1 protein-coding gene is annotated in these 24,273 nt (G+C 66.9%); it reads right to left on the bottom strand.

Translation table 11 applies throughout. From position 1 onward, the window contains the following. Positions 1–25 precede the first annotated feature (25 nt). The gene (locus WME96_RS37135) at positions 26–24,091 is read right to left on the bottom strand and encodes a protein kinase domain-containing protein (protein WP_437286310.1); all 24,066 of its coding nucleotides are present in this window, start codon (positions 24,089–24,091) and stop codon (positions 26–28) included. Positions 24,092–24,273: the final 182 nt, after the last annotated feature.

Below are 24,273 nucleotides of genomic sequence, written 5' to 3'. Positions count from 1 at the left end.
GGTTCGGGGCGGAGCCCCGAGGGAGCTAGCGGACGCACGTGCAGGCGGAGTGCTCGTCGTCGGGCCCGTCTTTGCCCTGCTCGCCCCTGTCGACCACCTTCGCGTCCATGCCGAGCTGCTGCAGGAGCTCGGTGACGAGCGCGATGGCCTCCCGCTTGTCCGCCTGCGTGCGCGGAGAGGACCAGGCGCCGCTCTTCTCGACCAGCGTCCGCACCAGGGCGTCGATCGGCGGGGGGATGGGGGCGTTGCCGTCGAGGGTAGCCGGCGCGTCGGTCAATTGCGCGGGCGCCTCGCGGGGCGTTTCGCCCGTCGCTACCGGCGTCGTGGCCTGTGCTGGCGTCGTGGCGAACCAGCTCCGGGTGGGGGCCGCATCGCTCACCTCGTCCATCAGCGAGCGCGTGCGGAGCTCCCAGAGCTGGCCCTGGATCTGGTTCATGAAGTCGGCATCCCGGACGCCGTCGCTGTAGAGCTGACGGACGATGTCCACGAGCTTCTCGACCGTGCTCGGGTCGCGCGGCATCGTGTAGTCGGCGATCTTGGTCGGGCTGACGATCTCCAGATCGTTCTTCAACGAAGCCAGCGTCTCCCGGTCGCGCGCCGAGAGCTGAGCGCCGGCCAACGCCTCGGTGTGCTCCAGGATCATCAGCCCGAAGCGCTTCGCGTCCTCGTTGATGCGCTGCTGGGCCCCGTCGATGCGCTTGCTCAGCCCGAAATCGGAGACGAGGTATTTCCCGTCCTTGACCAGGACGTTATCGGCCTTGATGTCCTTGTGCAGGATGCCCACCCTGTGCATCTCTGCATAGCTCCCCGCCAGGTCGTGGAAGATGCTGATGAGCTGCGTCCGGCTCGGCGGATTCTTCTGCAGGTGGCTCTCCAGAGACCCCTCGGCGGGATCGAGCACGATGTAGATCGAATCCCTGGCGACGAGCGCCTTCTGGAGCTTGACGACCACCGGCTCGGAGTCTTGATCCATGAGGTACATCTGGATCGCCGACTCGCGGAGGATGTTGTCGACCTGCTCTCTCTCCTTGCCCGGCTCCAGCTTGATCTTCTTGACGACGACCTTCTGCGTCCGTCCCTGGCTCTGGTGCTCGGCCAGCGCGACGTTGCCGGAGATGCCTTTTCCGATGACCTTCTGCAGCGTGTAGTTCTCGAGCGGCAGCTTGCCCGCCTTGACCGGCCTCACGCCGCCGTCGGAGATGCGCACGGGGCCGGACTGCGCCGCATCGGCCACCCGGGACGTTATGCCGCCTTCCTGCAGGCGAGCCTGTTGTGTCCCATCGATGAACTCGTCGATGAAGGCTTGCCTCGTGCTGATAGGCTGGTCGTCTTCCGCTTCCGCTTCCGCGCTGTGCACGGGGGTGGCGGCCGACAGCGCGCCCATGGCCCTGGCCTTGATCGCGGCCGGGGCACGGTCCGATTGCTCGGCGTGCTGCAGGAGCTCCACCTGCATCGGGCTCAACGCGCTCAGCGTGCGCTCGTCACCGAGCCCGCTCTCCACGAGCTGATAAGAGAGGTCCTTGACCTGCTCGAACAGCGCAGCGTAGCCCGGCGGCGCCATCGGTCCAGGCTCCGGCATGGGGCCCACGAAGAACCCGTGCGCCAGCGCTGTCTGCGCGTCCGGCGCCAGCTCCGCTGTGCTGCCTCCCGTCGGCGCGAGCAGCTGCTGCGCCAGCTCCATCGCCCTCGGGATGTCTCTGCCCTTCAGCGCGAGCACGAGCGGCGACGGCTGTGACGCTGCGGGCTGCTGCTGCTCGCCGTGGGGCTGCGGAAGCGCCGGCAACGCCCCCGCGTTGATCCCTTCGCGCAGGGCCCGGCTTCTCGCCTCGATGGCGCTCGCGTCATCATGATGAGCGTAGGCGTCCTTCACCGAAACGGTGTCGTTCTCTGCTGACCGGACCTCCACCTTGGTACCGGGCGCCTGATGCACCCATTGCGAGCCGTCCTTGACGAGCGTCCGCCCGTCCTTGGTGATGGTCACGAGATCGTTACGCCCCGTGATTCGCTCGACGATGATCCCCTGCTTCTGGAGCTCTCCCATCAGGTCGCGCGCGAAGTCCGCGCTCTCGCACCCTTTGAGGCTCAGCGTCCCGAGCGCCTTCGTCCCGCTTTCCTTGAGGTGCGTCGCGAGCTCTGCCGGCGTCATGCCGCCGAAGCGGCCGGTGCTGCCGTGTGCGACGATGGTGAGCTTGTCGTTCGCGCCGAGCTCTCGCAGCTGGTCGCTCGACACCGGCCTGTGCCCATCTTTGCCGGCCAGGTTCCTGGCGTTGTCCAGGACCGCCTTGTCCGAGCCGAGCGCGTAGACGCCGCCCACGTTATCGCCCGTCTCGGCCGACGTCGTGGCCCGCGCCTGCTTTCCGGTGAACCAGCTCCGGGTGGGTGCCGAGTCGCTCAGCTCGTCCAACAGCGAGCGTGTGCGGACGTCCCAGAGCTGGTCCTGGATGCCCTTCATGAAGCTGGCATCCTTGGGAGCCGCCGGGTCATCGCTGTAGAGCTGACGAACGATGTCCACGAACTGGTCGACCGTGCTCGGGTTGCGCGGCATCGTGTAGGCGGCGATCTTGGTCGGGCTGAAGAACCCCATGTCGCTCTTCAACGAATCCAGCGTCTTCAGGTCGCGCGGCGAGAACTCTCGCGCCTTCGGGTCGCGCGCCGAGAGCTGACCGCGCGCCAGCGCCTCGGTGTGCTCCAGGATCATCAGCCCGAAGCGCTTCGCGTCCTCGTTGATGCGCTGCTGGACGCCGTCGATGCGCTTGCTCAGCCCGAAATCGGAGATGAGGTATTTGCCGTCCTTGACCAGGACGTTGTCGGCCTTGATGTCCTTGTGCAGGATGCCCGCCTTGTGCATCTCTGCATAGCTTCCTGCCAGATCATGGAAGATGCTGGCGAGCTGTGTTCGGCTCGGCGGGTCCTTCTGCAGGTGGCTCTCCAGAGAGCCATCGGCAGGCTCGAGCACGATGTAGATGGAGTCCTTCGCGACGAGCGCCTTCTGGAGCTTGACGACCACGGGCTCGTCGCCCTGGTCCATGAGGTACATCTGGATGGCGGACTCGCGGAGGATGTTGTCGACCTGCTCTCTCTCCTTGCCCGGCTCCAGCTTGATCTTCTTGACGACGACCTTCTTCGTCTCTCCCTGGCTCTGGTGTTCGGCCAGCGCGACGTTGCCGGAGACGCCCTTTCCGATGATCTTCTGCAGCGTGTAGTTCTCGAGCGGCAGCTTGCCCGCCTTGACCGGCCTCACGCCGCTGTCGGAGATGCGCACGGGGCCGGACTGCGCTGCATCGGACACCCGGGACGTCATGCCGCCTTCCTGCAGGCGAGCCTGTTGCGTCCCATCGATGAACTCGTCGATGAAGGCCTGCCTCGTGCTGATGGGCTGGTCGTCTTCCGCTTCCGTGCTTTGCACGGGGGTGGCGGCCGACAGCGCGCCCATGGCCCTGGCCTTGACCTCCGCCGGGGCAAGGTCCGACTGCTCGGCGTGCTGCAGGAGCTCGATCTCCACCGGGCTCAACGCCCTCTGCGTGCGCTCGTCGCCGAGCCCGCTCTGCACGAGCTCATAGGAGAGATTCTTCACCTGCTCGAACAGCGCGTCGTAGCCCGGCGGCGCCGTCGGCCCAGGCTCCGGCATGGGGCCCACGAAGAACGCGTGCGCCAGCTGTGTCTGCGCGTCCGGCGCCAGCTCCGCTGTGCCGTCTTCCGCCGACGCGAGCAGCTGCTGCGCCAGCTCCATCGCCCTCGGGATGTCTCTGCCCTTCAGGGCGAGCACGAGCGGAGAGGGCTGTGACGCTGCGGGCTGCTGCTGCTCGCCGTGGGGCTGCGGAAGCGCCGGCAACGCCCCCGCGTTGATCCCTTCGCGCAGGGCCCGGCTTCTCGCCTCGATAGCGCTCGCGTCATCATGATGAGCGTAGGCGTCCTTCACCGAAACAGTGTCGTTCTCTCCTGACCGGACCTCCACCTTGGTACCGGGCGCCTGATGCACCCATTGCGAGCCATCCTTGACGAGCGTCCGCCCGTCCTTGGTGATGGTCACGAGATCGTTGCGCCCCGTGATTCGCTCGACGGAGATCCCCTGCTTCTGGAGCTCTCCCATCAGGTCGCGCGCGAAGTCCGCGCTCTCGCACCCTTTGAGGCTCAGCGTCCCGAGCGCCTTCGCGCCGTTTTCCTTGAGGTGCGCCGCGAGCTCTGCCGGCGTCATGCCGCCGAAGCGGCCGGGGCTGCCGTGTGCCACGATGGTGAGCTTGTCGTTCGCGCCGAGCTCTCGCAGCTGGTCGCTCGACACCGGTCTGTGCCCATCTTTGCCGGCCAGGTTCTTGGCGTTGTCCAGGACCGCCTTGTCCGAGCCGAGCGCGTAGACGCCGCCCGGGCGATCGCCCGTCTCGGTCGACGTTGTGGCTCGCGCTTGCTTTCCGGTGAACCAGCTCCGGGTGGGTGCCGAGTCGCTCAGCTCGTCCATGAGCGAGCGTGTGCGGACGTCCCAGAGCTGCTCCTGGATGCGGTCCATGAAGCCGGCATCCTTGGGGGCCGTCGGGTCCTTGCTGTAGAGTTGACGAACGATGTCCACGAGCTGGTCGACCGTGCTCGGGTTGCGCGGCATCGTGTAGGCGTCGATCTTGGTCAGGCTGAAGAACCCCATGTCGCTCTTCAACGACTCCAGCGTCTTCCGGTCCCGCGCCGAGAGCTGACCGGGCGGCAGCGCCTCGGTGTGCTCCAGGATCATCTGTCCGAAGCGCCTCGTGTCCTCGTCGATGCGCTGGCCATCGCCGTCGATGCGCTTGCTCAATCCGAAATCGGAGACGAGGTATTTCCCGTCCTTCACCAGTACATTGTCGGCCTTGATGTCCTTGTGCAGGATACCTGCCTTGTGCATCTCTGCATAGCTTCCCGCCAGGTCGTGGAAGATGCTGATGAGCTGCGTGCGGCTCGGCGGGTCTTTCTGCAGGTGGCTCTCAAGAGACCCATCGGCAGGCTCGAGCACGATGTAGATGGAGTCCTTCGCGACGAGCGCCTTCTGGAGCTTGACGACCACGGGCTCGTCGCCCCGGTCCATGAGGTACATCTGGATGGCGGACTCGCGGAGGATGTTGTCGACCTGCTCTCTCTCCTTGCCCGGCTCCAGCTTGATCTTCTTGACGACGACCTTTTTATTCTCTCCTTGGCTCTGGTGCTCGGCCAGCGCGACGTTGCCCGAGATGCCCTTTCCGATGATCTTCTGTAGCGTGTAGTTCTCGAGCGGCAGCTTGCCCGCCTTGACCGGCCTCACGCCGCTGTCAGAGATGCGCACAGGGCCGGACTGCGCCGCATCGGCCACCTGGGACGTTATCCCTCCGTCCTGCAGGCGAGCCTGTTGCGTCCCATCGATGAACTCGTCGATGAAGACCTGCCTCGTGCTGATGGGCTGGTCGTCTTCTCCCGCTTCCGCGCTCTGCACGGGGGTGGCGGCCGACAGCGCGCCCATGGCCCTGGCCTTGACCTCCGCCGGGGCAAGGTCCGACTGCTCGGCGTGCTGCAGGAGCTCGATCTCCACCGGGCTCAACGCTCTCTGCGTGCGCTCGTCGCCGAGCCCGCTCTGCACGAGCTCATAGGAGAGATTCTTCACCTGCTCGAACAGCGCCTCGTAGCCCGCTGGCGCCGACGGCCCCGGCGTCGGCATGGGGCCCACGAAGAACCCGTGCGCCAGCTGTATCTGCGCGTCTGAAGCCTGCTCCGCTGTGCCGTCTTCCGCCGACGCGAGCAGCTGCTGCGCCAGCTCCATCGCCCTCGGGACGTCTCTGCCCTTCAGGGCGAGCACGAGGGGAGAGGGCGGTGGCGCTGCGGGCTGCTCGCCGCTGGACGCGCGGGCGTGCTGTCCGCCTTCAAGCGGCGAAGCCGGCAACGACCCCGCGTTGATCCCTTCGCGAAGGGCCCGGCTTCTCGCCTCGATGGCGCTCGCGTCATCATGATGAGCGTAGGCGTCCTTCACCGAAACGGTGTCGTTCTCTCCTGGCCGGACCTCCACCTTGGTACCGGGCGCCTGATGCACCCATTGCGAGCCGTCTTTGACGAGCGTCCGCCCGTCCTTGGTGATGGTCACGAGATCGTTGCGCCCCGTGATTCGCTCGACGAAGATCCCCTGCTTCTGGAGCTCTCCCATGAGCTCGCGCGCGAAGTCCGCGCTCTCGCACCCTTTGAGGCTCAGCGTTCCGAGCGCCTTCGCGCCGTTTTCCTTGAGGTGCTCCGCGAGCTCTGCCGGCGTCATGCCCCCGAAGCGGCCGGTGCTGCCGTGTGCCACGATGGTGAGCTTGTCGTTCGCGTCGAGCTCTCGCAGCTGGTCGCTCGACACCGGCCTGTGCCCATCTTTGCCGGCCAGGTTCCTGGCGTTGTCCAGGACCGCGTTGTCCGAGCCGAGCGCGTAGACGCCGCCCGGGCGATCGCCCGTCTCGGTCGACGTTGTGGCTCGCGCTTGCTTTCCGGTGAACCAGCTCCGGGTGGGTGCCGAGTCGCTCAGCTCGTCCATGAGCGAGCGTGTGCGGACGTCCCAGAGCTGCTCCTGGATGCGGTCCATGAAGCCGGCATCCTTGGGGGCCGTCGGGTCCTTGCTGTAGAGTTGACGAACGATGTCCACGAGCTGGTCGACCGTGCTCGGGTTGCGCGGCATCGTGTAGGCGTCGATCTTGGTCAGGCTGAAGAACCCCATGTCGCTCTTCAACGACTCCAGCGTCTTCCGGTCCCGCGCCGAGAGCTGACCGGGCGGCAGCGCCTCGGTGTGCTCCAGGATCATCTGTCCGAAGCGCCTCGTGTCCTCGTCGATGCGCTGGCCATCGCCGTCGATGCGCTTGCTCAATCCGAAATCGGAGACGAGGTATTTCCCGTCCTTCACCAGTACATTGTCGGCCTTGATGTCCTTGTGCAGGATACCTGCCTTGTGCATCTCTGCATAGCTTCCCGCCAGGTCGTGGAAGATGCTGATGAGCTGCGTGCGGCTCGGCGGGTCTTTCTGCAGGTGGCTCTCAAGAGACCCATCGGCAGGCTCGAGCACGATGTAGATGGAGTCCTTCGCGACGAGCGCCTTCTGGAGCTTGACGACCACGGGCTCGTCGCCCCGGTCCATGAGGTACATCTGGATGGCGGACTCGCGGAGGATGTTGTCGACCTGCTCTCTCTCCTTGCCCGGCTCCAGCTTGATCTTCTTGACGACGACCTTTTTATTCTCTCCTTGGCTCTGGTGCTCGGCCAGCGCGACGTTGCCCGAGATGCCCTTTCCGATGATCTTCTGTAGCGTGTAGTTCTCGAGCGGCAGCTTGCCCGCCTTGACCGGCCTCACGCCGCTGTCAGAGATGCGCACAGGGCCGGACTGCGCCGCATCGGCCACCTGGGACGTTATCCCTCCGTCCTGCAGGCGAGCCTGTTGCGTCCCATCGATGAACTCGTCGATGAAGACCTGCCTCGTGCTGATGGGCTGGTCGTCTTCTCCCGCTTCCGCGCTCTGCACGGGGGTGGCGGCCGACAGCGCGCCCATGGCCCTGGCCTTGACCTCCGCCGGGGCAAGGTCCGACTGCTCGGCGTGCTGCAGGAGCTCGATCTCCACCGGGCTCAACGCTCTCTGCGTGCGCTCGTCGCCGAGCCCGCTCTGCACGAGCTCATAGGAGAGATTCTTCACCTGCTCGAACAGCGCCTCGTAGCCCGCTGGCGCCGACGGCCCCGGCGTCGGCATGGGGCCCACGAAGAACCCGTGCGCCAGCTGTATCTGCGCGTCTGAAGCCTGCTCCGCTGTGCCGTCTTCCGCCGACGCGAGCAGCTGCTGCGCCAGCTCCATCGCCCTCGGGACGTCTCTGCCCTTCAGGGCGAGCACGAGGGGAGAGGGCGGTGGCGCTGCGGGCTGCTCGCCGCTGGACGCGCGGGCGTGCTGTCCGCCTTCAAGCGGCGAAGCCGGCAACGACCCCGCGTTGATCCCTTCGCGAAGGGCCCGGCTTCTCGCCTCGATGGCGCTCGCGTCATCATGATGAGCGTAGGCGTCCTTCACCGAAACGGTGTCGTTCTCTCCTGGCCGGACCTCCACCTTGGTACCGGGCGCCTGATGCACCCATTGCGAGCCGTCTTTGACGAGCGTCCGCCCGTCCTTGGTGATGGTCACGAGATCGTTGCGCCCCGTGATTCGCTCGACGAAGATCCCCTGCTTCTGGAGCTCTCCCATGAGCTCGCGCGCGAAGTCCGCGCTCTCGCACCCTTTGAGGCTCAGCGTTCCGAGCGCCTTCGCGCCGTTTTCCTTGAGGTGCTCCGCGAGCTCTGCCGGCGTCATGCCCCCGAAGCGGCCGGTGCTGCCGTGTGCCACGATGGTGAGCTTGTCGTTCGCGTCGAGCTCTCGCAGCTGGTCGCTCGACACCGGCCTGTGCCCATCTTTGCCGGCCAGGTTCCTGGCGTTGTCCAGGACCGCGTTGTCCGAGCCGAGCGCGTAGACGCCGCCCGGGCGATCGCCCGTCTCGGTCGACGTCGTGGCTCGCGCCTGCTTTCCGGTGAACCAGCTCCGGGTGGGTGCCGAGTCGCTCAGCTCGTCCATGAGCGAGCGTGTGCGGACGTCCCAGAGCTGGTCCTGGATGCGGTCCATGAAGCCGGCATCCTTGGGGGCTGCCGGATCCTTGCTGTAGAGCTGACGAACGATGTCCACGAGCTGGTCGACCGTGCTCGGGTTGCGCGGCATCGTGTAGGCGTCGATCTTGGTCAGGCTGAAGAACCCCATGTCGCTCTTCAACGACTCCAGCGTCTTCCGGTCCCGCGCCGAGAGCTGACCGGGCGGCAGCGCCTCGGTGTGCTCCAGGATCATTTGCCCGAAGCGCCTCGTGTCCTCGTCGATGCGCTGGCCATCGCCGTCGATGCGCTTGCTCAATCCGAAGTCCGAGATGAGGTACTTTTTGTCCTTCACCAGGACGTTGTCCGCCTTGATGTCCTTGTGCAGGATGCCTGCTCTGTGCATCTCTGCATAGCTTCCCGCCAGGTCGTGGAAGATGCTGATGAGCTGCGTGCGGCTCGGCGGATCCTTCTGCAGGTGGCTCTCGAGAGAGCCGTCGGCAGGCTCGAGCACGATGTAGATGGAGTCCTTGGCGACGAGCGCCTTCTGGAGCTTGACGACCACGGGCTCGTCGCCCCGGTCCATGAGGTACATCTGGATGGCGGACTCGCGGAGGATGTTGTCGACCTGCTCTCTCTCCTTGCCCGGCTCCAGCTTGATCTTCTTGACGACGACCTTCTTCGTCTCTCCTTGGCTCTGGTGCTCGGCCAGCGCGACGTTGCCCGAGATGCCTTTTCCGATGACCTTCTTCAGCGTGTAGTTCTCGAGCGGCAGCTTGCCCGCCTTGACCGGCCTCACGCCGCCGTCGGAGATGCGCACGGGGCCGGACTGCGCCGCATCGGCCACCTGGGACGTTATCCCTCCGTCCTGCAGGCGAGCCTGTTGCGTCCCATCGATGAACTCGTCGATGAAGGCCTGCCTCGTGCTGATGGGCTGGTCGTCTTCCGCTTCCGTGCTTTGCACGGGGGTGGCGGCCGACAGCGCGCCCATGGCCCTGGCCTTGATCTCCGCCGGCGCACGGTCCGATTGCTCGGCGTGCTGCAGGAGCTCCACCTGCATCGGGCTCAACGCGCTCGGCGTGCGCTCGTCACCGAGCCCGCTCTCCACGAGTTGATAAGAGAGGTTCTTGACCTGCTCGAACAGCGCCTCGTAGCCCGCTGGCGCCGTCGGCCCAGGCTCCGGCATGGGGCCCACGAAGAACCCGTGCGCCAGCTGTATCTGCGCGTCCGGCGCCAGCTCCGCTGTGCTGCCTCCCGTCGGCGCGAGCAGCTGCTGCGCCAGCTCCATCGCCCTCGGGATGTCTCTGCCCTTCAGCGCGAGCACGAGCGGCGACGGCTGTGACGCTGCGGGCTGCTGCTGCTCGCCGTGGGGCTGCGGAAGCGCCGGCAACGCCCCCGCGTTGATCCCTTCGCGCAGGGCCCGGCTTCTCGCCTCGATGGCGCTCGCGTCATCATGATGAGCGTAGGCGTCCTTCACCGAAACGGTGTCGTTCTCTGCTGACCGGACCTCCACCTTGGTACCGGGCGCCTGATGCACCCATTGCGAGCCGTCCTTGACGAGCGTCCGCCCGTCCTTGGTGATGGTCACGAGATCGTTACGCCCCGTGATTCGCTCGACGATGATCCCCTGCTTCTGGAGCTCTCCCATCAGGTCGCGCGCGAAGTCCGCGCTCTCGCACCCTTTGAGGCTCAGCGTCCCGAGCGCCTTCGTCCCGCTTTCCTTGAGGTGCGTCGCGAGCTCTGCCGGCGTCATGCCGCCGAAGCGGCCGGTGCTGCCGTGTGCGACGATGGTGAGCTTGTCGTTCGCGCCGAGCTCGCCCAGCTGGTCGCTCGACACCGGTCTGTGCCCATCTTTGCCGGCCAGGTTCTTGGCGTTGTCCAGGACCGCCTTGTCCGAGCCGAGCGCGTAGACGCCGCCCGGGCGATCGCCCGTCTCGGTCGACGTTGTGGCTCGCGCTTGCTTTCCGGTGAACCAGCTCCGGGTGGGTGCCGAGTCGCTCAGCTCGTCCATGAGCGAGCGTGTGCGGACGTCCCAGAGCTGCTCCTGGATGCGGTCCATGAAGCCGGCATCCTTGGGGGCCGTCGGGTCCTTGCTGTAGAGTTGACGAACGATGTCCACGAGCTGGTCGACCGTGCTCGGGTTGCGCGGCATCGTGTAGGCGTCGATCTTGGTCAGGCTGAAGAACCCCATGTCGCTCTTCAACGAATCCAGCGTCTTCAGGTCGCGCGGCGAGAACTCTCGCGCCTTCGGGTCGCGCGCCGAGAGCTGACCGCGCGCCAGCGCCTCGGTGTGCTCCAGGATCATCAGCCCGAAGCGCTTCGCGTCCTCGTTGATGCGCTGCTGGACCCCGTCGATGCGCTTGCTCAGCCCGAAATCGGAGATGAGGTATTTGCCGTCCTTGACCAGGACGTTGTCGGCCTTGATGTCCTTGTGCAGGATGCCCGCCTTGTGCATCTCTGCATAGCTTCCTGCCAGATCATGGAAGATGCTGGCGAGCTGTGTTCGGCTCGGCGGGTCCTTCTGCAGGTGGCTCTCCAGAGACCCATCGGCAGGCTCGAGCACGATGTAGATGGAGTCCTTGGCGACGAGCGCCTTCTGGAGCTTGACGACCACGGGCTCGTCGCCCCGGTCCATGAGGTACATCTGGATGGCGGACTCGCGGAGGATGTTGTCGACCTGCTCTCTCTCCTTGCCCGGCTCCAGCTTGATCTTCTTGACGACGACCTTCTTCGTCTCTCCCTGGCTCTGGTGTTCGGCCAGCGCGACGTTGCCCGACACGCCCTTTCCGATGATCTTCTGCAGCGTGTAGTTCTCGAGCGGCAGCTTGCCCGCCTTGACCGGCCTCACGCCGCTGTCGGAGATGCGCACGGGGCCGGACTGCGCTGCATCGGACACCCGGGACGTCATGCCGCCTTCCTGCAGGCGAGCCTCTTGCGTCCCATCGATGAACTCGTCGATGAAGGCCTGCCTCGTGCTGATGGGCTGGTCGTCTTCCGCTTCCGTGCTTTGCACGGGGGTGGCGGCCGACAGCGCGCCCATGGCCCTGGCCTTGACCTCCGCCGGGGCAAGGTCCGACTGCTCGGCGTGCTGCAGGAGCTCGATCTCCACCGGGCTCAACGCCCTCTGCGTGCGCTCGTCGCCGAGCCCGCTCTGCACGAGCTCATAGGAGAGATTCTTCACCTGCTCGAACAGCGCGTCGTAGCCCGGCGGCGCCGTCGGCCCAGGCTCCGGCATGGGGCCCACGAAGAACGCGTGCGCCAGCTGTGTCTGCGCGTCCGGCGCCAGCTCCGCTGTGCCGTCTTCCGCCGACGCGAGCAGCTGCTGCGCCAGCTCCATCGCCCTCGGGATGTCTCTGCCCTTCAGGGCGAGCACGAGCGGAGAGGGCTGTGACGCTGCGGGCTGACGCTGATCGCCGCTGGGCGCGCGGCCTCGCTGTCCGCCGTCAGACGCCGACAGCGTGAGGGCCTCCCCGAACTGAGCGCTCTCGTCCGTCGCATCGTGCGAGACCGCGGACGCCTCGGCCCGCGTTTCGCCCGTCGCTGCCGGCGCCGTGGTGAACCAGCTTCGGGTGGATGCCGCATCGCTCAGCTCGTCCATCAGCGATCGCGTGCGGACGTCCCAGAGCTGGTCCTGAATGGCGTCCATGAAGCCGGCATCCTTGGGGGCCGCCGGGTCATCGCTGTAGAGCTGACGAACGATGTCCACCAGCTGGTCGACCGTGCTCGGGTCCTCCGGCTTCTTGTAGGCGGCGACCTTGGTCGGGCTGAAGAACCCCATGTCGCTCTTCAACGAATCCAGCGTCTTCAGGTCGCGCGCCGAGAGCTGACCGCGCGCCAGCGCCTCGGTGTGCTCCAGGATCATCTGCCCGAAGCGCTTCGTGTCCTCGATGATGCGCTGCTGGACCCCGTCGATGCGCTTGCTCAGCCCGAAATCCGAGATGAGGGACTTCCCGTCCTTGACCAGGACGTTGTCGGCCTTGATGTCCTTGTGCAGGATGCCCGCCTTGTGCATCACTGCATAGCTCCCCGCCAGGTCGTGGAAGATGCTGATGAGCTGCGTGCGGCTCGGCGGATTCTTCTGCAGGTTGCTCTCCAGCGACCCATCGGCAGGCTCGAGCACGATGTAGATGGAGTCCTTGGCGACGAGCGCCTTCTGGAGCTTGACGACCACGGGCTCGTCGCCCTGGTCCATGAGGTACATCTGAATGGCGGACTCCCGGAGGATGTTGTCGAGCTGCTCTCTCTCCTTGCCCGGCTCCAGCTTGATCTTCTTGACGACGGCCTTCTTGGTCTCTCCCTGGCTCTGGTGCTCGGCCAGCGCCACGTTGCCGGAGACGCCTTTCCCGATGATCTTCTGTAGCGTGTAGTTCTCGAGCGGCAGCTTGCCCGCCCTGACCGGCCTCACGCCGCTGTCGGAGATGCGCACGGGCCCGGACTGCGCCGCGTCCGCCACCCGGGACGTCATGCCGTCGTCCTGCAGGCGAGCCTCTTGCGTCCCATCGATGAACTCGTCGATGAAGGCCTGCCTCGTGCTGATGGGCTGGTCGTCTTCCGCTTCCGTGCTTTGCACGGGGGTGGCGGCCGACAGCGCGCCCATGGCCCTGGCCTTGATTTCCGCCGGGGCAAGGTCCGACTGCTCGGCGTGCTGCAGGAGCTCCATCTCCACGGGGCTCAACGTTCTCCGCGTGCGCTCGTCGCCGAGCCCGCTCTGCACGAGCTCATAGGAGAGGTTCTTGACCTGCTCGAACAGCGCGTCGTAGCCCCGTGGCGCCGACGGCCCCGGCGCCGGCATGGGACCCACGAAGAACGCGTGCGCCAGCTGTGTCTGCGCGTCCGGAGCCAGCTCCGCTGTGCCGCCTCCCGTCGGCGCGAGCAGCTGCTGTGCCAGCTGCATGGCTCTCGGGATGTCTTTGCGCTTCAGTGCGAGCACGAGCGGCGGCGCCTCGGTCTGAGGACCGATGGCGCTCGCGTCGCCAGTTCCGGTTCCGTCGCTCGCGGGCGCGGCGACAATGAACCCGCTCTTGCCCGCCGTGGGCGCCTGGCTCGTGGGAGCGACCTGCGAGGGCGACTCCACGGCTGGAGACGTCGGCGGCCGGTGCCAGTTGCCGGTGAGGATGTACGGGAAGTACTCGCCCATCCTATCTTTGGGCACCGGGAGCCGGATGACCTTCCCGTAGGTCGAGAGCGGAACGACGTAGCCGTCCGCTCCGTCGGGGGTCCTGATCGTCTCGATAGGACCGGCGATCCTGACCTGGTGCAGCCCGCCGTCGCCCTTGGACGGGTCCCATGTGCCCCCGTTCGCGGCGGCGTTCACCGGCCCGGCGAGGACGATGCCGTGCACGAACGGCGCGCTGGCGTCGTCGTTGAGCAGGGCGTTGATCGCGTCGATGTCATGGCCGCCTTTCGGAGCGGACATGACGTTGACCGCCGACGCGTCGAAGACATCCTCGAGGATGCCGGTATAGGCCTCCTCGCTCATCGGGAAGTCGCCGCGCTTCAGGCGCGCGCCGGCTCCCTGGAGCTGGTCTCTCCCCTGGGCGAAACCCTTGTCGAACTTCCGCTCGACGTCCTCCCGCCAGGCGTCGTACTTGTCGTTCGATCGGCTCTTCCAGAGCTTCGGCAGGGCACGGGCGAGCATGATATCGAGCCGCTTGTCGCCGTAGTCCTTGCCCGTGTGCCTGGACATGCTCTCGATCTGCTTGATCCTGCCGCCGAGCAGCACGTTGCGCTTCGGGTCCTTGCCTCGGGCCACCTCCTCCGCGCTGGGCGTGACGCCGATGGCTCCGCCGGACTCCAGCGGGAAGGGCGTCGCGTCGAACAGCGATCTGAAGACGTCGATCGCCTTCATGGGGTTGTTGTGGAGGGCCGCCTCGGCGATGGCCGTGAGCCCGCAGAAGGCGAAGTTCTGCTGCTCGATCCGCTCGGGGTGCTCGATCAGCTCCTTGGCCCTCTCCTTGAACTCGGAGGGCATCCCCTTGATGTCGTCCACCAGCGATGTGAGGTAGCTGTTCGGGTCCGGATCGCCGGTCGCGAGCGCGTGGCGCGTGTAGTCGTCGAGGGCGCTCCCCCGCAGCCCGCGCTTCATTCCCCTGTCGGTCAGCTCGGCGAGCGACGGGGCCGGCGCCGCGGCGTCGGTCGGCGCGGACTGGGCGGCGGCGGTGTCTCCGGGCTGGGCGACGATGCCGTCCTTGCCGGGCGCGGGGGATTGAGCCCCGGTGGACGCACCGGCCTCCGGCGCGGTCCACATGCCCCCGTCGTTGGCGGGCGGCGGGGGAGGAGCCTTCTCGACCCGGAGGAGCTCGGTGAAGGCGATCTTCACCTGATCCTTGGTCGCGGACCGCGCCTTGAGCGCATCGAAGTACTTGCTCAGGTTCGAGTCGGGCTTCTGTGTGTCGTTGAGGTATTGCCCGATGAGCCGGTCGGGATCCCTCTCCTGGAGCTTGTTCGAGATGTGCTCCTTGTTCTTCTCGTAGAGCTGGTTGAGCTCGGTCCGCGTGTAAGGCTTGCTTCGGCCCGTGGCCTTGAGCTTGCGTTCGCCCTCGCCCGTCACGATGTCGCCGACGACCTTGAGCGCGACCTTGCGTCCGTCCTCCCTCGGCGACTCCAGCGTGCGGCCCGACTCCAGCTCCGATATCGCCTGGAAGATCGTCAGCCTGTTGTCGTGGTTATAGCTCAGCTTCCAGTTCTCGAGCCCTGCGCGCCCCTGGAGCTGCTGCCCGACGAGCTTGGCCTGCTCCGCCGCCTGGTCCGCTCCGGCCATTCCGTCGAGCTCGTCTGCCCCCGGGAACTTGTTGCTGATATCCTTTCCTACATGGAAATAGGGCTTGTTCTGCCGCTCCTTGTCCATGCCGTTCACGCTCTCGAAGCCGTTGGGCAAGGAGGTCCTGGAGCGGAGGTACTCGAAGACGGGCATCGGGAGGCGGCCCGGCGAGAACTCGACGACGAGCACCTCGTGGGGCCCGACGTTGGCCATGCGGTCGGGCGCGTCCTCGTCCTCGATGTTGATCACCGTCGCGCGCGGCTTGCCGTCCTTGAGGAGCCGTTGATTGAGGCGATCCACGAGCGCTTCCCAGTCGGCTTTCCCGACAGAGTCGTCCTTGTCGACGATGAGCCGGAGCCCCCCCTCCCATGCCCCGCTCAGCATCCTGTCGAGCGTGGCGATCTCCTCCTTGTCCGTCCAGCCCGCCGCGCCGACGATGGCGCCCTTGTCCTTGAGATCTGTTCCGGCGCTCTCATCATCCTGCGCGTACAGGACCCCTGTGATGAGGTTGAACAGCTCGAAGATGGCCGCCTTCGGCTCCATCCCCGTACCGAGCCCGTAGACGACCATGGTGTGGGTCCTGGGGCTCTCGTCCTTGTTCTTCGGGGTCTCGTCCAGGAAGGCGAGCACGCCCGGTGTCTTGCCCGCGGCGCCGCTCTTCTCGAGCTCGTTCACGATCATGGCCTTCGGATCATCAGGCACCGTCGTGTCGTAGATGTAGCCGAGCCCGGCGAGCGCCTCGACCTCGTGGAACTGCTCTTCGCCTTGGCTGTCGCGGTAGGTGACGCCCCGCCTTCCGCTCTCGCTGTTCCAGCCCATGGGCTGGAGCTGGACGAAGGAGCTCACCTTGAGCTCGTTCAATATCTCCTTCGGCTTCTCGTGGTTGTCGACGGCGCCAGTGAGCCCGTACTTGGCCGGCTTCGGGTCGCTCTGGGCCTTGAACGTCTTGAGGCCCATGACGTTGACCTTGAGCCCGCCGGTCTCGAGGCGCTGGATGGGATCGCCGTTCGCCTTGAAACCCGGCAAGAGGCTCTCGAGCTTCGGCCGGTTGAGGCCGTATTTCTTGTCGCCCTCCCCGACATTCTCCTTCGTGGGATCGCCGTCGCTCTCGTTGGAGTCGTCGTAGACGACGTCGAACTCGCCGGAGAAGCCGAGATGGACGAGCCGCTTCATGAGCTGCACCGAGGCGCCCTGATGGCCGTTGCCGGGCGCCCGCGGAATGAAGATCCGGAGCGTCTCCTGCTCCTTCAGCACCTCCATGGCCTCGGCCTCGAGATCCGTGGTGCTCGCGTCGCCGGTCCCGGTGGGATCTGTCTTGGGCGCGGTGGCGAAGAATCCGCTCTTCTTCTCCGCCGGGGGCGCGGTCGTGCCGGTGTCCTGCGCCGGGCCAGCCCCGGGGTCTCCAGGCGGGTCGCGGCGGTCGTCGTCCCGGGGATCCCGCTCGGATCCTCCAGCCCGCTGCTGGGCGTCCTGGAGCTCTTGCGGCGGCTGGGTGCGCGGGCCGAGGAGCTCGGTGAGCGCGTCTTTGCCTCGTTGCTTCAGCTCTTGCTCGAACCTGTCGGCGCGGTCCTTGAGGGTCTTGGCCCAGTTGCTCCCGAGCTTTCCGAGGTCGACGGTGCGGGCGTTCTTGGTGCTCTCGTCGCCGATCTTGTCCTGCTTGAGACCACCGACGCTGGAGATGGGGTTGGCTGTCTTCTCGGTGGAGCGCCAGTTGTGGGGATAGGCAACGGTGCTGGGCGCCCCAGGGCCGGTGGTCTCCATGCCGATCTGGAGCGCGCCGGGCCTACCCGGCTTGGGCGGGCGGTAGCCGATGAACATGTGACCGTGGGCGCCGTCGGGCAGGATCACATCGCCGTTGAAGTCCTTGAGGCCGAGCCCGCCGACGGCGAGGTTGATGCCGTAGAGCTCGGTGTCGTCGAACTTGGCCTTGAGGGCGGCGAGCTGGCCGCCCTGCTCCTTGAACTTGCCATCTGCGAACGAGACGTGGTGGGTGCCGATGAGGCGCTTGAACACGCCGGGCATGGGATTGCCCTTGCTGTCGGTGATGCCGAGGTGCTCGGTGAGCGCGTACGGAGCGGTGCCGGCGGGGATCTGGACGTTGACGCGGCCGCCGTGGGACAGGAGCTTGGCGACGGGCACGTCCTGCAGCGGGACATGGCTCTTGGCGGCGCCGTCGTAGATCTCGGCGCCTTCCTGGAGCAGGTGGAAGATGTTCTTGAGCACCGTGAGCGACTGCCCGTGCCGCTTGACGACCTCGTCCTTCGAGAGCCTCTTGCCGTTGGTGAAGGTCAGCGAATTCAGGAGCGTCTTCGGCGCGAGCACGGCGCCCTTGTTGATGGCCGTGGTCGCCGCGTCGTTGGGCTCGGTGTACTCGAGGGTCTTCGACCATTCCTCGACGATACCCTGGTCGATGAGCCTCTTGAGCTCATCTCGCCTGGCCGGATCGGTGGTGTGCCTGGCCTCCATGGACAGCGCCAACGCCGCGGGCGGGGTGCCCTCGAAGCGCTTGCCGGCTTCGCCGCCCTTCATCTGCCGCGAGACGTAGCTGGCGAGGATGACCTTGCTCGCATTGTGGAGCTTGTGGAAGCCGCGGAACTGCTCGGGGTTGATGCTTCGGTCGTCCGACAGGTACTTCTCGACCTGCTCGTGGGTGAGCATGCCGGAGGCGTTGAGCCAGCTCTGCCCCTGGGGGGTGGACGAGAGCTGCTCGAAGGCGCTCCACTCGGCGTCGCTGAGCAGCGGTCCCCTGGGGAAGCGTCCGTCGAGCTGTTCCTTGGCGGTCGTGGGGTCGGGGGGGAAGCCGCTGGCGCGCAGCGGGCCCTGGATCGCGGAGAGGCCGTGCTTGGCCCTGTCGCGGCTGAGGGGGCCGGTGTCGGTGCGCCAGATGGTGTTCTTGACGGCCTTGTCGACGATCCAGGTCACCTCCTCGACGGGGGTAGACGTCGCCGGGTCCGGCGCTCTCTCCGACGGCGGCTCCGGCTCTTCCTGGATCTCGTCGGCTTGCGCTTGCGGGTCGGCCGCCTCACCCCTGCTGTCCGACGCGGGGTTGTTCCCGGCCAGCCGCTCCGCCGGGTTGTAGCCGCTGGTGACGGCGCTCGCTGCGCTCCCTGTCGGCGGGCGTGTCCCGGCGCTCTGCTCGGCGTTCCGGGTGTTCTCGTTGATGCGTTGCCATCTCTCCCGCCCGCTGGTGACCAGGTCCGGGAGCTCGTTCTCGAAGAAGTCGCGCACCGCCTGGGTCAGTCGCGCCTTCGGGGCGGGGTCGGGGTCGTAGTAGGACGCGTAGGTCTCGGCGAACCACTCCGCGGGCGTGGAGAACTGGTAGTTGGAGACGGCGTTGTTGCGAGCGTCCTGGCGGTAGCTGACCCAGTTGTCGTACTGGTCGACGTGGTAGATACGGCCGTCGACTTCCAGCTCCGACGCGCCGCCGTCGACCAGCGTCCAGGGCTGGGCCATGGCGATCTTGACGGCGCGGACGGCCTTCTCGAGCTTGTCCTTCAGGTCCGGGTTCTCGGAGGCGGCGTCGGCGGGAAACTCCTCCAGGGGAGTCATGTCCTCACGCCGCGAGGGCGCATGGAGGAAGGAGGCGAAGGTCTGGATCAGGGAGACGCCGCCGGTCTCGCTGTTCGCCTCGTCGTCGGTGATGCCCGCCTTGGCGAGGATGGCGCGGGCGACGTCCTCGAAATCGCGCGTGTCGGAGTGCACCCTCCAGCCGCCGAACCGGTCTTCCCCGGCGAGGCTCCTCCAGTCGACCAGCTTGTCGATGGAGTGGGCGACCTCGTGGCGCATCGTCCACTTGACCAGGTTGCCATGGGCGAGCACGTCGGACACGCCGCCCATGACCTTGCGGCGTCCCGTGATACCGAGCGCCTTGTCCTGCTCCTTGCTGATGCCGTCGTAGTCCGCCTTGGCGCCGCGATCCATGAGGTATCGCTGCCAGCTCACGCCCCGGTTGAGCCGGCTGTACAGCCAGCTGGGGACCTCGATGTTCTTGAGCTTGGGATTGACGATGTTGATGGTGTCGGTGAGCTCGTCGTACTCGCTCGCCGATCGCTCCGAGGAGATGTCGCGGATGATGGCCCGCAGCGTCGGATTGCCGGTGACGTGGTCCGACGGCAGCTCACCGAGCACCTTCTCGATGCGGTCGAGCATCTTGTGCGAGAAGTGCTTGCCGCCGCTGTCGTCGCTCGGTCCGACCTGCAGCTCGTACTGGTCCGCCAGCGCCTGCTCGCGCTCGGCGGCGCCCTTGTTGGCGAACAGCCCGCCGAGCCCGTGTCCCCCGGTGCCGAGCGCGTCCTCGCCCCCCGTGGTGAGCTGGGTCAACGCATTGTCCTTCGGCGGCTGGCTCCGGGCGGGGCCGTTCGCCGCCGGCGCTTGCGACGGGAGATAGGTGCCGAAGGTGAAGACCGGCAAGAGCGACGGCAGCAGGTCCTTCTTCACCTTGATGGAGAAGCTCTGCTGCCAGGTGTGCAACGGGACGACATAATGCTCGCCGTCCTCGGTGATCTCGCCATTGATGACGACCTGGTGCGCGCTGGACGTGTCGCTCGTGGCCGCCGTGTCGAACGGCCTGGCGGTGGTGGGATCCTTCGCGAACTCCGCCGCGCGCTCGACGAGCCCCTTGCCGTCGAGGAACGTACCCAGGGCGAAGGGCGCCTGCTCGGGCCTCGCGAGCGCGTCGTTGATGCGGTCGACGTCATGCTTGTCGCCGACGACCATGGTCTGGGCGTGGCCGCCGAGGATGTCGGTGAAGAGCGTCACCAGCGAATTGGCCGAGACCAGCAGATCACCGTGCTTCTTGGACGGGCCGGTCGCGCCCTTCGCCCTCGGGGCCCTCTTGTCGACGTAGCCGGGGACGACGCCGGTGGTGTACTCGACGTCGGCCTTGTACTGCTCGGGGGCGAGCTTGCTCAGCATCTTGCCGAGGCCCCGGGCGAGCAGGTAATCGAGGACGTGCTTGTCGGACCACGCGCGCCCCTTGTTTTCGAGGTCGGCGCGCCTGGCCCCGGCCTTCTTGACGCCGTTCTGGAGCAGCTTGTTGCCGATGGGGGCGTCTGTGAGCGGGAGCTCGCCGCGGATGACGCTCTGGATGGGATCGTCGATCGCCTGGGTGCTCGTCGTCGCGCGACGTTCGCCCTGGTTGTCGAGCGAGAAGTCGGCGATCTGCTTGCCATCGCGATCGAAGAGCTTGCCGGTGAACTCGGCCGCGACCACGCGCGCGAACCCGGACAGGTCGGACGTGAGCTGCGTGCGGAGCACGCTTTGCAGCGCGCAGATGGCGAACTCGTGCTGGGAGAGGGAGTCGGGGTCGTCGATGATCTCCGCGAGCCTGTCGACGAGCGACCTGTCCACGCCCTGGGAACGCAGGATGTCGCCGAGGAGGTTCTTGGCGTCCCGCTTGTTCGTGGGCGAGGCCGGATGAGACCAGCTCTTGCTGGCGTCGATGAGCGCCTGCAAGGCGGCCTGGGTGTTGCCCAGGCTCTCGTGGGTGCCGCCGGTCTCCTGGGGAGCGCCGTCCTGCGGGGCGCGCGTCGCCTCGCGCGGCGGGCTCTGCTGGGGATCACCGTTCGCGTCGCGAGGCGGGCTCGCCGAGCGCGAACCGCTGGGGCGATCTCCGGACGTGAGGTCCGGGGAAAAGCCCACGGTGACCGCGCTGGAGCTCGCTGCGCCGGGGTTCGCTGAGCTCCCCGCGGGCGGCTGGGTCCCGGTGCCCAGCTCGGCATTCCGGGTGTTCTCGTTGATGCGTTGCCACCGCTCCCGCCCCTGGTTGACCAGGTCCGCGAGCTCGTTCTCGAAGAAGTCGCGCACCGCCTGGGTCAGTCGCGCCTTCGGCGCGGGGTTGGGGTCGTAGTAGGACGCGTAGGTCTCGGCGAACCACTCCGCGGGCGTGGAGAACTGGTAGTTGGAGACGGCGTTGTTGCGGGCGTCCTGGCGGTAGCTGACCCAGTTGTTGTCCTGGTCGACGTGGTAGATACGGCCGTCGACTTCCAGCTCCGACGCGCCCCCGTCGTCCAGCGTCCAGGGCTGGGCCATGGCGATCTTGACGGTGCGGACGGCCTTTTCGAGCTTGTCCTTCAGGTCTGGGTTCCCGGAGGCGGCGTCGGCGGGATACTTCTCCAGGGGCTTCATGTCCGCGCGCCGAGAGGGCGCATGGAGGAAGGAGGCGAAGGTCTGGATCAGGGAGACGCCGTCGGTCTCGCTGTTCGCCTCGTCGTCGGTGATGCCCGCCTTGGCGAAGATGGCGCGAGTGACATCCTCGAGATCCCGCGTGTCGGAGTGCACCTTCCAGCCGCCGAACCGGTCTTCCCCGGCGAGGCTCCTCCAGTCGACCAGCTTGTCGATGGAGTGGGCGACCTCGTGGCGCATCGTCCACTTGACCAGGTTGCCATTGGCGAGCACGTCGGACACGCCGCCCATGACGTGGCGCTTTTCGGTGATGCCGAGCGCCCTGTCCTGCTCCTTGTCGACGCCCTTGTAGTCCCGCATGGCGCCGCGATCCATCTGCTTTCGCTGGATGTTCCAGCGCCGGTTGAGGCGGCTGTAGATGAAGGTGGGTACCTTCGGGGGATTGACGATATTGATGGTGTCGGTGAGCTCGTCGTACGCGCTCGCCGCTTCCTCCGAGGAGATGTCGCGGATGATCGCCCGCAGCGTCGGGCTGCCAGTGATGTGCTCGGGCGGCAGATCACCGAGGGCCTTCTCGATATGATCGAGCATCTTGTGCGAGAAGTGCGTGTCGTCGGCGCCGTCGTCGTCCGGTCCGATCTGCAGCTCGTACTGGTCCGCCAGCGCCTGCTCGCGGTCGGCGGCGCCCTTGTTGGAGACCATCCCGGCGAACCCGTGTCCACCGGTGCCGAGCTTCTTGCCGAGCCACCCCGGTCTGGTGGGCGCGGGCGGCGCGACCGGCGCCTGCATTCCCGTGGTGATGGCCGTCGCCGGGGTCGTGGAGCGCTGCGCGGGCGACTGCGAGGTCGTCTCCGGCCGGGGCTGGCCAGGTCTCTCCGGCGCCTTGCCTGGAGCGCTTTGCGTCGTCCCAGCTTCCGGGCCAGGACTCGAGGCCTCTGGCGTCCTGGCCGTCATCTGCTGCGGCGCTTCACCGAGCGTCTCGCTGGGCTCGTTGCCCTTGGGGGCTTGCTCGGCCCCTCGCGTCCGCTGATCCGAGCCCTGCCCGGGATCCTTGGCGCCTCGCTTCGGGTCGGACGCGGTGTCACCCGGCGGATCGCGGCGATCCCCGCGCCGCGAACCTCGCTCGGACCGATCCGACGCGTCGTCCGACTCGTCGGACGACCCATCGGACGATCCATCGGACGACCCATCGGACGGCTCGTCGGCGGCGAGCGGCGCGGTATCCACGGTGTCCTGCGGCGGAATTTCGCGCGGGCCGACGAGGTTCTTGATCGCCTCTGTCGGGTTTTCCTTGACGTCGTGCGCGAACTGGTCCGCTCGGTCCTCGAGGGGTCCTTTCCAGTCGTCCCCGAACTTGCGCAGGTCGACGGTGCGGGCGTTCTTGCCCTTCTCATCGCCGATCTTGTCCTGCTTGAGGCCGCCGACGCTGGAGATGGGGTTGGCTGTCTTCTCGGTGGAGCGCCAGTTGTGGACGTAGCCGACGGTGCTGGGCGCGCCTGGTCCGGTGGTCTCGATGCCGATCTGGAGCGCGCCGTGCCTGTCCGGCCTGGGCGGGCGGTAGCCGATGAAGATGTGCCCGTGGGCGCCGTCGTTCAGGATGATGTCGCCGTTGAAGTCCTTGAGGCCGAAGCCGCCGATGGCGAGGTTGATGCCGTAGAGCTCCGTGTCGTCCAGCTTGGACCTGATCGCGGCGTACTGCCCGCCCTGCTCCTTGAACTTCCCCTTGCTGAGCGACATGTGGTGCGTCCCGAAGTCGCGCTTGAACACGCCGGCCCTGGGTTTACCGTTGCTGTCGGTGATGCCGAGGAACTCTGTCAGCGCGTAGGGCAGCTTGCTCTGGGGGACCCGGATGTTGACGCGGCCGCCGTGCGACAGGAGCTTGGCGACCGGCACGCCCTCGAGCGGGACATGGGTCTTCGAGCCGGCGTCGTAGATCTCGGCGCCGGCCTGGAGCAGGTGGAAGATGTTCTTGAGCACCTCGATCGACTGCCGGTGCCGTTCGAGGGCCTCGTCCCTCGTGAGCGGCCTGGGCTCTGTGAACGTCAAGCTGTCCTTGAGCGTCTTCGGCGCCAGCACGGCGCCGTGGTTCATGGCCGTGTCCGCGTCGTCGTTGGGCTCGGTGTACTCGAGCGTCTTGGCCCATTCGTTGGCGATGAGCTGGTCGATCTGCTTCTTGAGCTCGTCCCTCCTCGCCGGGTCGGTCGTGTGTCTCGCCTCCATGGACAGGGCCACCGCCAAAGGAGGCGTGCCCTCGAAGCGCTTGCCGTCATCGCCGCCTTGCATCTGGCGCGAGACGTAGCTCGCCAGGACGACCTTGCTCGGCTTGTGGAGCAGGTGGAAGCCGCGGAACTTCTCGGCGTTGTCGTTCGAGAGGTACTGCTCGATCTGGTCGTGCGTGAGCATGCCCGAGGCGTTGAGCCAGGTCTGTCCCTCGGGGGTCGAGGAGAGCTCCTTGAAGGCGTTCCACTCGGCATCGCTGAACAGCTCTCCCTTGGGGAAGCGCTTCCCGATCTGCTTCTTCGCGTCCACGGGGTGGGTGGGGAAGCCGCCTTGTGTCAGCGGACCGGCGAGCTTCGGGATGGCTCGCTTCGCCCTTTTGCGCATTCCTCTGCCCGTGGAAGTCCGCCAGTCGCTCTTCTTGACGGCCTTGTCCGCGATCCACGTCACCTCGCCGTCCTGCGGTGGTGCAGTCGTGGACGAGCTTCCCGGCTGCCGTCCCGGGCCTCCACGCCCCGGCTGCTGGGAGCCTTGCCCCGCGGGCGATGACTTCGAGTCCGAGGGGCTGGTGGGCGTGCCCTGCGCGGCGGAGGCGGGCTTTTGCGTGGGGGTGCTCTTCCCGCCGGTGTCGC

Origin of the sequence: Sorangium sp. So ce406 (assembly GCF_051474675.1) — a bacterium.
Taxonomy (GTDB): Bacteria; Myxococcota_A; Polyangia; order Polyangiales; family Polyangiaceae; genus Sorangium; species Sorangium cellulosum_G.
This window is presented reverse-complemented; position numbering and strand designations above follow the sequence as displayed.